Raw genomic sequence first — 9,193 nt, 5'->3', positions numbered from 1 at the left:
ACGTAGTCGTCGGCGCCCAGCTCCAGGCCGACCACCTTGTCGATCTCGCTGTCGCGCGCGGTCACCATGATCACCGGCACGCTCGAGGTCACCCGCAGACGCTTGCACACGTCGGTGCCGGACATGCCCGGGAGCATGAGGTCCAGCAGCACGATGTCCGCGCCCTCCGCGTCGAAGCTCTCCAACGCGGTGGGCCCGTCGCCCGCGATGGTGACCTCGAACCCCTCCTTGCGCAGGAGAAATGCCAGCGGGTCCGCCAGCGACGCCTCGTCCTCCACGATCAGCACCCTGGTCACGGCACCTGGTCCTCTCCTTGTTGGTCGTGCTCGGCGAGGGGCGGGGCCCCGTCGCCATCCGGCTCGACATGGGCCGGGAGTTCGAGGGTGAAGGTCGACCCGGTCCCGGGTCGACTCCACAGCGTGACCGCACCGTTGTGGTTCTGGGCGACGTGTTTGACGATCGCCAGCCCCAGACCGGTCCCGCCGGTCGCGCGGGAGCGGGCCTTGTCCACGCGGAAGAACCGTTCGAAGACGCGGCCCTGCTGCTCGGGGGCGATGCCGATCCCCCGGTCGGTGACCCGCAACATCACGGTGTCCCCGTCGAGGGCGCGGGTGATCGAGACGGGCGTGCGCTCCGGCGAGTAGTTGACGGCGTTGGAGATGAGGTTGGTCAGTGCGGTGACGAGCAGCGTCCGGTCGCCCGTGACCTCGAGCCCCGACGGGGAGTCCGTGATCAGCTCGATCCCGGCCGCCTCCGCCGCGGACGCGGACCGGCGGATGGCCTCGTCCACCAGGTCGTCGACGTCCACCGGCTGCAGATCGCGGATCCGCTCGGCGCCCTGCAACCGGGACAGCTCGATGAGCTCGGAGACCATCCTTCCGAGCCGATGCGCCTCGCTCAGCACCCGTCCGCCGAAGTACTCGACGGTCTCCGGGTCGTCCTTGGACTCGATGAGCGCCTCGGCCAGTACCGCCATCGCCCCGACCGGGGTCTTGAGCTCGTGGGAGACGTTGGCGACGAAGTCGCGGCGGGCGGCCTCCATGCGGCGGTGCTCGGAGTCGTCGTCGGCAAAGACCACGACGAACTTCGCGCCGTGGCCACCGAGGATCTCGCTGCGCCCGCTCACCGACGGGGTGCGTCGACGACCAGCCGCCATCTTGGGGGGAAGGTCGAACGCCGCGGGCTCGCCCCCGTTGAACGTGGCCCGCGCGGCCTGCCATACCGGCTCCACGAGGAGACGGTCGTCCACGATCCCCAGCTCGGCGGCTCGACGGTTGTAGAGGACTACGTCCTGGTGCCGGTCCACCACGGCGAGGGCGTACGGCGCCTGGTAGTAGACCTCGCGGAGGACCTCCAGCCGACTCGGCCCCTGCTGCTCGGCGATCCGCTTCTCGCGGCGTGCGTGCAGCCGGGGGACGATGACGCCGCCCACGACGAAGCCGACCACTGCGGCGACGATCGCGAGAGCGATCCCGAGACTGACCTGCACAGGCCCGATCCTACGGTGTGGCGGATCGGCTCCCACAACCGAGAACCCCCGTCCACCTGCGGTAAATGCGCAGGCGGACGGGGGTTCAGGCGGTGTTCACCGGTGCGACACCTGCTATTTCGCGCCCTGGTTGGCGACGGCCGCGGCGCCGGCGGCCGCGGCCTCGGGATCGAGGTACGTCCCACCGGGATTGGCGACCAGACCCGACTCGTCGAAGCGGTAGATCAGCGGGATGCCGGTGGGGATGTTCAGCCCGGCGATGTCGGAGTCGGAGATGCCGTCGAGGTGCTTGACCAGTGCCCGCAGGGAGTTGCCGTGCGCGGCCACCATCACCGTCTTACCCTCGGCGAGCTTCGGCGCGATCTCGGCCGCGTAGTACGGGATGAACCGGTCCACCACGTCCTTGAGGCACTCCGTCAGCGGCACCGCGGGCAGGTCCGAGTAGCGGACGTCGCCCGACTGGGAGTACTCGTTCCCGGAGTCGATCGCCGGCGGCGGCGTGTCGTAGCTCCGGCGCCACAGCATGAACTGCTCGTCTCCGAACTCGTCCTTGATCTGCGCCTTGTCGAGGCCCTGGAGCTTGCCGTAGTGGCGCTCGTTGAGCTTCCAGTTCCGCACCACCGGGATCCAGTGGCGGTCGCACGCGTCGAGCGCGATGTTGGCCGTGGTGATCGCGCGACGCAGCAGCGAGGTGTACAGCACGTCGGGGAGGATGCCCTCCTCGGCGAGCAGCTTTCCGCCGCGGACAGCCTCCTCTCGACCGAGATCGGTGAGGTCGACGTCGACCCACCCCGTGAACTGGTTGGATGCGTTCCACTGGGACTGCCCGTGACGCAGGAGGACGAGGGTTCCGAATGCCATAAGACCATTATGACCCGACGCCGGAGGACTACGGTGCAGACATGACCACACCCGCCGGCACCACCCCCGATTTCCCTGATCGGCCGTGGACCGCCCACTACACGCCGGGCACCACGCAGAATCTCGACTACGGCACCACCACGCTCATCGATCAGTTCGACCACGCGGTCAGCACCTACTCGTCCCGCCCCGCGACCGAGTTCTTCGGCCGCCTCACCACGTACGCCGAGCTCGGGAGCCGGGTCCGCCGCGCCGCCGAGGGCCTGCGCCGCCTCGGGGTCAGCCGCGGAGACCGCGTCGCCGTGCTGTTGCCGAACTGCCCGCAGGGGATCGTCGTGTTCTACGCGGCGCTGCGCATCGGCGCGATCGTGGTGGAGCACAATCCGCTCTACACCGCCGACGAGCTCGAGGGCCCCTTCACCGACCACGGCGCGAAGGTCGTCGTGACGTGGAACGTCGTGGCGCCGGTGGTGCAGGACCTCGCCGGCCGGTCCGGCACCGCGATCGAGCACATCATCGCCGTCGACCTGCTCGACGAGTTCCCCGCCGTCAAGCGCCTCGCGCTCACCTACCTACCCCTGCCCGCGCTGCGCGCCTCCCGGAACAAGCTCTCCCGGCCCGCCGCCAGCACCCTGGACTGGGCCGACTTCGAGAAGGGCGCGGAACTGGACTTCTCGTACGCGCGGCCCGCCGCCGACGATCCCGCGCTGATCCTCTACACCTCCGGCACCACCGGGACCCCCAAGGGCGCCGTGCTCACCCACGCCAACCTGGTGTCCAACGCCAAGATGGGTCGCGCCTGGGTGCCCGAGCTCACGCCGGGCCAGGAGAAGTTCCTCGCCTCGCTGCCGATGTTCCACGCCTACGGCGTGACGCTGTGCGTGGTGTTCGGGATCGCCGAGGGGGCGCGGCTCCAGCTGGTGCCGACGCCCGACATGGACCTCATCATGCCGATCCTCAAGAAGGATCTGCCGACCTTCATCCCCGCCGTCCCGCCGATCTACACCAAGATCCTCGAGGAGGCCGAGAAGCGCGGGATCCCGCTGCGCGGCATCAGGCACTCCCTGTCCGGTGCGATGAGCCTTCCCGCCGAGCTCATCGAGAGGTGGGAGTCCGCCACCGGCGGCCTGTTGGTGGAGGGGTACGGGATGACCGAGACCTCGCCCATCACCATCGGCAACCCCATGTCGACGGCGAGGCGGGCCGGCAGCATCGGCATCCCCTTCCCCGACACCGACATCCGCGTGGCCGACAAGGACGATCCCTCGGTGGACGTTCCGACCGGCGAGCCCGGTGAGCTTCTGGTCAAGGGGCCGCAGGTGTTCCCGGGCTACTGGCGCAACGACGACGCGACCGCCGACACCTTCCACGACGGCTGGATCCGCACCGGCGACGTGGTGGTGCAGGACCCCGACGGCTTCCTCCACGTGGTGGACCGGATCAAGGAGATGATCGTCACCGGCGGGTTCAACGTGTACCCGTCCGAGGTCGAGGCGGTCCTGCGCAAGGCCCCGGGCGTGGCCGACTGCGCGGTGGTGGGCCGCCGGGGCATGGACGGGTCGGAGCAGGTCGTGGCCGCCGTCGTCCTCGAGCCCGGCGCCTCGCTCGACGCCGACGCCCTGCGCGCGCACTGCAAGGGCTCGCTGACCGGGTACAAGGTCCCGCGCGAGTTCGTGGAGCTGGACGAGCTGCCCACCAACCCCATGGGCAAGGTGCTGCGCAAGAAGGTGGCGGAGGAGATCAACCCCTGACCGGGCCGGGCCCGGCGCGCGCGCGGGGTGCGGCGGGCGAGGCGGGCACCGTCACTCGGGCTGGGGGAGGTCCTCGGTGAGGTGGCGGAACGCGTCGAGGTTGCGCAGCGGCTCGCCCCGCGAGACGCGCCACTCCCACTCGCGGCGGATCGACGTGTGGAAGCCGGTCTCCAGGAGGATGTTGAAGTCGTGGTCCGCGGCCTCGAGCACCTGGCCGAGCACCCGGTCGAGCTCCTCGTCGGTCACCGCGACCAGCGGCATCCGGCCCACCAGGTAGATGTCCCCGTTGTTGTCCAGCGTGTACGCCACCTGGTACAGCCGACGGTTGCGCCGCAGCAGGTACTTGTAGACCTTCTCGTGGTCCTCGTCGGGCTGGCGGCACACGAACGCCTCGATGCGCACGCTCTCGCGGTTCACCGTGAGGTGGCAGGCGGTCTTGAGCCGCTTCTCCCCCGGCAGTTGCACCACGAAGGTCCGGCCGTCGGCCAGGGTCGACTCGATCTCGCGCGTCCGGAGGAACGCGGTGATGCGGTCGACGGTGGGCCCGTCCGCGGGGTCGTTCCTGGTCTCGTCGGTCATCCTCGGACTCCTTCGGCGGTCGTGGCGGTGGGTCGGCGTGCGCGGTGGTCGGCGTGCGCGGTGGTCGTCCGCCTGTCTGCGTCCGACGGGGATTCGTCGTGGCGGGGCCTCTCGGATGGGTGCGGTCAGGACGCGGTGGCCTCGGCACGCCGGGCGCGGTAGGCGGCCATCGTGCCCGCATACGAGTCGAGCAGCCCGTCGGCCGTCGAGTCCCAGGAGAACGCGGAGGCGTGGACCGGGGCGGCCCGCGACATCGACAGGCGGCGCTCGTCGTCGTCGAGCAGTCCCACCAACGTCCGCGCCCACACCCGCGGGTCGTGCCCGTCCACGGTGAGCCCGGTGCGGCCGTCGTCGACGGCCGTGGGCAACCCGCCCACGGCGGCGGCCACGACGGGCGTGCCGCACGCCTGGGCCTCGAGCGCGACCAGCCCGAAGGACTCGGAGTACGAGGGCACGGCCACGATGTCGGCGGCGCGGTAGACGTCCACCAGCTCCGACGGCGGGCGCGGGGCGAGGAAGCTCACGCGGTCGGCCACCCCCAGCTCCGCGGCGAGGTCCATGAGCGAGCGCGGCCGGTCCAGCCCGGACCCGCTGGGCCCGCCCACCACCAGCAGGCGCACGTCGCGGTGCGGCTGGGCGCGGACGATCTCGGCCAGCGCCCGCACGATCACGTCCGGGGCCTTGAGCGGCTGGATCCGGCCGATGAACGCGATCACCTCCGTGCGTTGCGCGAGCCCCAGCGCCCGGCGGGCCCGCTCGGTGCCGCGCTGCGTGCCGGGGGTGTACTGCTCGAGGTCGGCGCCCGGCGGGACCACGTCGATGTCGGCCGGATCGGCGTCGTAGTAGCCCACCAGCTCGTCGCGCTCGCCGGTGGTGTTGACGACGAGCCGGTCGGCCGCGTCCACGATCTGCTGCTCCCCGATCCGCCGACACTCGGGCTCGGGGGTGTCGCCCTCCGCGAGGACCGCGTTCTTCACCGCCGCCAGGGTGTGCGCGGTGTGCACCAGCGGCACGCCCCAGTGCTCGGACGCCACCAGCCCGGCCTGGCCCGACAGCCAGTAGTGGGAGTGGATGAGGTCGTAGTGGCCGGGCGCGTGACCGGCCTCCGCCCGCATCACTCCGGCCACGAACGGGCAGAGCTGCGTGGGCAGGTCCTCCTTGCGCAGCCCCTCGAACGGCCCGGCCACGATGTTGCGGACCAGGACGCCGTCGCCGGCCTCCTCGACCGGGGGCTGCGAGGAGTGGGTGGCACGGGTGAAGATCTCGACCTCCACCCCGCGGCGGGCCAGCCGGCGCGCGGACTGCAGGACGTACACGTTGAGCCCGCCGGCGTCCCCGGTGCCGGGCTGGGCCAGCGGCGAGGTGTGGAAGGACAGCACGGCGATGCGCCGCGGGAGCGGGGCGTCGACGCCGGTGGTCAGGTCGGTGACGGTCACCTGACCGATTGTGCCCCCGACGACGAGACCGTGCACATCGCGGCAGGCGGCTACAGCGACGCGGCGAACTCCTCGAGGTGTGCCAGGAAGCGCGGCATCTCCTCCACGAACGGCGCGTGCGCGGATTCAGGGAAGCCAACGAAGCGGGCGCCGGGGATCATCCCGGCGTTCGCCTGCCCGGCCGAGGGCAGCACCACCCCGTCATGCTCGCCGTGGATCACCAGGGCCGGGATCGACAATCCGCGCAGGGTCTGGTCGTTGTCCACGCGGCGCGCGAGCATCTTGCCGCGGACCGCGGGGGGCGTGGCCAGCGACAGGCCGAAGATCCGCTGGCGGCTCGCCCCGTCGCCCGAGCGCATCATCGCCGAGCCGAAGCCCGATAGCGCGGCGATCGCCCGGGCCGGGTCGTCGTCGAACCCGCCGTCCGCGACCGCCATCATGGCCGGCCCGACCGCGCCGCCCGCCGACCGCGAGATCGAGGTGACCGCCCCGCAGAGGACCAGGCCGGCGACCCTGCCCTCCCCGCGCGCGGCCAGGTAGTCCGAGACCACGATGCCGCCGTACGACCAGCCCAGCAGGATCGCGCCGGAGCCCTCGCCGATCCCGGCCGCGTCGAGCACCGCCTCAAGGTCGTCGGCCCACTGCGCGGACGAGTCGTAGCCGGCCTCCGCGACGCCCGAGTGCCCGTGCCCGCGCAGGTCCACCGCCACCACGCGGAACCGCTCCGCGAGTTCGCCCAGCAGCTCGGATCCCCAGCAGGCGCTGGACTGTGCCCAGCCGTGCACCAGGACCAGGGGCCGCGCGGCGGGATCGCCGAGGACGCGGTAGGCGAGGGTCGTGCCGTCGGAGGAGACGGCGGAGCAGACGGCGGGGGCGGGGGCGGGGGCGCCTTCAGTGGTCATGCCGGTCATCGTGCCAGCACCGCGATGGCGGGGAGGCCCGCGGGGCGGCGGCACCCCTGTCTGGCCGGGGATGCGCTGCCCGTGTGGTCCGGACGCCCAGCGCATGTCGGGGGATTCCGCGCATTCCGGCAGCGCGAGTCGGGGCGGGCGAGTCGGGGCGGGCGGCCCGGGCGGGCGGATCCGTCCCCCGGAACGAGCCCGCGAGGGCTACCGTGGGCGGATGGCAGTCACCAGCACCCGGACCGACGCCGACGTCGTTGTCCGCACCTTCTTCGACGCACTCGTGGCGGGATCCACCGGCACCGCCGCGGCCCTGCTCGCCGACGACGTCTGGTGGGCCAACATCGGCCTCCCGACCGTCCGGGGCAAGCGCGCGGTGGTCGGCGCCATCTCGGCGATGAACCGCAACATCAGCTTCGACGTGGACATCCACCACCTGGCCGTGGGCGCCCCGGCCGATCCGACCGACCCCGCGGCCCCCACCATCGTGCTCACCGAACGCACCGACTACCTGGGCGTCGGACCGTTCCGCTGCGGCTTCTGGGTGTGCGGGCGCCTCGAGGTCCGGGATGGCCTGATCTGCGGATGGCAGGACTACTTCTCCACGGCCGACATGGCCCGCGGCGCGGTGCGCGGACTGGTGGGGATGGTCACCGGACGGGGTCGCTGACCTCGTCGTCGTCGTGGATCGTCGGCGTCCCCCCGCGCCGGCCGCCTCGCCACCGCACGGCCGTCGAATCGCCCCCCGCCGCCGCCGCGCCTAATCTCAACGGCATGAGCACCGAGCATTCCGCCGCCCGCGAGCGGCTGGCCGCCCTCCCCCACGACACCCGCATCGCGGTGGTGACCGGCGCGTCCTCCGGGATCGGCGAGGCCACCGCGCGGGAGCTGGCACGGCTGGGCTTCCACGTGGTGGTGGGCGCCCGGCGGCTGGACCGGCTCCAGGCCCTGGCGCGCGAGATCGGCGGCACCGCGCTCCCCCTGGACGTGACGGACGCCGAGTCGTGCGCGGCGTTCTGCGCGGCCGTCCCCCGCCTGCACGTGCTGGTCAACAACGCCGGCGGGGCCAAGGGCACCTCCACCGTCATGGACGCCGACGAGGACCAGTGGCGCTGGATGTGGGAGACCAACGTGCTCGGCACTCTACGTCTGGTGAGGGGCCTGATGCCGGTGCTGGTCGAGACGGGCGACGGGCTGGTGGTGACCATCACGTCCATCGCGGCGCTCGAGTCCTACGACAACGGCTCCGGCTACACCTCGGCCAAGCACGCGCAGGCGGTCCTGCACCGCACGCTTCGCGGGGAGCACCTGGGGCAGCCCGTGCGCTTCACCGAGATCGCGCCCGGGATGGTGGAGACCGAGTTCTCGCTGGTGCGGTTCGAGGGCGACGACGACAAGGCCGGCGCGGTCTACCGGGGATTGACCCCCATGGTCGCGCAGGACATCGCCGAGATCGTCGGATTCGTGGCGAGCCGGCCGTCGCACGTCAACCTCGACACGATCGTGGTGAAGCCGCGGGACCAGCATTCCGCGATGCGCGCGCACCGACGCTGAGCACGCTAGCCTCGACGCATGCCAAAGATCGGTAGCCAGTCCTTCAACGACCTCCTCTCGGCGCAGGTGGGCCACGAGTTCGCCGCGAGCCAGCAGTACATCGCGATCGCCGTCTGGGCGGACGCCAAGGATCTGCCCCAGCTGGCCACCCGCTTCTACCAGCACAGCCTGGGCGAGCGGAACCACGCCATGATGATGGTCCAGTACATGCTCGACCGCGACATCCCGGTGACCATCCCGGCGGTGCCCGCGCCGCAGGCCAGCTTCGGCGGCCCGCTCGACGCCCTGCGCACGGCTCTGGACCAGGAGCAGCAGGTCACCCGGCAGATCGAGGCCCTCTTCCAGGCCGCGCGCGCCGAGTCCGACCCGCTGGGCGAGCAGTTCATGCTGTGGTTCCTCCGCGAGCAGGTCGAGGAGGTCGCCAACATGAGCACCCTGGTGGCGATCGCCGAGCGCGCCGCCGACGACTGGTTCCGCATCGAGGAGTACATGGCGCGCGAGACGGACGCCTCGTCCAACACCGGCACCCCGCCCGCGGTCGCCGGCGGCGCGGTCTGACCCACGCGCCACCGGGCCACTCCCCGGGCCACCGCGCCCCCGGGCCACCGGGCCACCGGGCCA

Annotated in this window: 10 protein-coding genes; 4 read left to right on the top strand and 6 right to left on the bottom strand. The window is 71.9% G+C overall.

The window, feature by feature from the left end; genetic code table 11:
* The 3 genes from B4M60_RS14410 to B4M60_RS14400 form a co-directional block, all read right to left on the bottom strand.
* Positions 1-296: response regulator (locus tag B4M60_RS14410; protein WP_291085545.1), on the bottom strand; the 296-nt coding region annotated here is incomplete at its 3' end.
* Positions 293-1,489 (bottom strand): sensor histidine kinase, encoded by a 1,197-nt coding sequence (locus B4M60_RS14405; protein ID WP_291085542.1) that lies wholly within the window; start codon positions 1,487-1,489, stop codon positions 293-295. The genes B4M60_RS14405 and B4M60_RS14410, both read right to left, overlap by 4 nt.
* A gap of 114 nt (positions 1,490-1,603) precedes the next feature.
* Positions 1,604-2,350 (bottom strand): phosphoglyceromutase, encoded by a 747-nt coding sequence (locus B4M60_RS14400; protein ID WP_291085539.1) that lies wholly within the window; start codon positions 2,348-2,350, stop codon positions 1,604-1,606.
* A 41-nt stretch (positions 2,351-2,391) separates the two neighbouring features.
* On the opposite strand from B4M60_RS14400, the gene B4M60_RS14395 reads away from it, so the two are divergent.
* Entirely contained in the window at positions 2,392-4,101 is a 1,710-nt protein-coding gene (locus tag B4M60_RS14395; RefSeq protein ID WP_291085536.1) for a long-chain-fatty-acid--CoA ligase, read from the top strand.
* A gap of 51 nt (positions 4,102-4,152) precedes the next feature.
* On the opposite strand, the gene B4M60_RS14390 is transcribed toward B4M60_RS14395, so the two are convergent.
* From B4M60_RS14390 to B4M60_RS14380, 3 genes are all read right to left on the bottom strand, one after another.
* Positions 4,153-4,680, bottom strand: coding sequence for a YbjN domain-containing protein (locus B4M60_RS14390; protein WP_291085533.1), 528 nt, complete (start codon positions 4,678-4,680; stop codon positions 4,153-4,155).
* Between the two features lie 125 nt (positions 4,681-4,805).
* The gene (gene mshA / locus B4M60_RS14385) at positions 4,806-6,116 is read right to left on the bottom strand and encodes a D-inositol-3-phosphate glycosyltransferase (RefSeq protein ID WP_291085530.1); all 1,311 of its coding nucleotides are present in this window, start codon (positions 6,114-6,116) and stop codon (positions 4,806-4,808) included.
* A gap of 50 nt (positions 6,117-6,166) precedes the next feature.
* A complete protein-coding gene (locus B4M60_RS14380) occupies positions 6,167-7,018 on the bottom strand; it encodes an alpha/beta fold hydrolase (RefSeq protein WP_291085527.1) in 852 nt (283 codons plus the stop codon).
* Between the two features lie 220 nt (positions 7,019-7,238).
* Between B4M60_RS14380 and B4M60_RS14375 the strand changes: the two genes are divergently transcribed.
* The 3 genes from B4M60_RS14375 to B4M60_RS14365 all read left to right on the top strand — a co-directional run bounded on the left by B4M60_RS14375 (position 7,239) and on the right by B4M60_RS14365 (position 9,130).
* The gene (locus B4M60_RS14375) at positions 7,239-7,688 is read left to right on the top strand and encodes a limonene-1,2-epoxide hydrolase family protein (protein WP_291085524.1); all 450 of its coding nucleotides are present in this window, start codon (positions 7,239-7,241) and stop codon (positions 7,686-7,688) included.
* A 104-nt stretch (positions 7,689-7,792) separates the two neighbouring features.
* Positions 7,793-8,572 (top strand): SDR family NAD(P)-dependent oxidoreductase, encoded by a 780-nt coding sequence (locus B4M60_RS14370; protein WP_291085521.1) that lies wholly within the window; start codon positions 7,793-7,795, stop codon positions 8,570-8,572.
* 18 nt (positions 8,573-8,590) lie between these two features.
* Entirely contained in the window at positions 8,591-9,130 is a 540-nt protein-coding gene (locus B4M60_RS14365; protein WP_291085519.1) for a ferritin, read from the top strand.
* Positions 9,131-9,193 lie beyond the last annotated feature (63 nt).

Source organism: Dietzia sp. UBA5065, from assembly GCA_002415925.1.
Classification (GTDB): Bacteria; Actinomycetota; Actinomycetes; order Mycobacteriales; family Mycobacteriaceae; genus Dietzia.
Note: the sequence above shows the minus strand (reverse complement) of the source record. Positions and strands in the feature narration are given on the sequence as shown.

Bases quoted from the DNA above. Each gene is read 5' to 3' on its own strand.
- B4M60_RS14400 (WP_291085539.1), bottom strand. From the start codon at position 2,350: ATGGCATTCGGAACCCTCGTCCTCCTGCGTCACGGGCAGTCCCAGTGG.
- B4M60_RS14395 (WP_291085536.1), top strand. From the start codon at position 2,392: ATGACCACACCCGCCGGCACCACCCCCGATTTCCCTGATCGGCCGTGG.
- B4M60_RS14390 (WP_291085533.1), bottom strand. From the start codon at position 4,680: ATGACCGACGAGACCAGGAACGACCCCGCGGACGGGCCCACCGTCGAC.
- B4M60_RS14380 (WP_291085527.1), bottom strand. From the start codon at position 7,018: ATGACCACTGAAGGCGCCCCCGCCCCCGCCCCCGCCGTCTGCTCCGCC.
- B4M60_RS14375 (WP_291085524.1), top strand. From the start codon at position 7,239: ATGGCAGTCACCAGCACCCGGACCGACGCCGACGTCGTTGTCCGCACC.
- B4M60_RS14370 (WP_291085521.1), top strand. From the start codon at position 7,793: ATGAGCACCGAGCATTCCGCCGCCCGCGAGCGGCTGGCCGCCCTCCCC.
- B4M60_RS14365 (WP_291085519.1), top strand. From the start codon at position 8,591: ATGCCAAAGATCGGTAGCCAGTCCTTCAACGACCTCCTCTCGGCGCAG.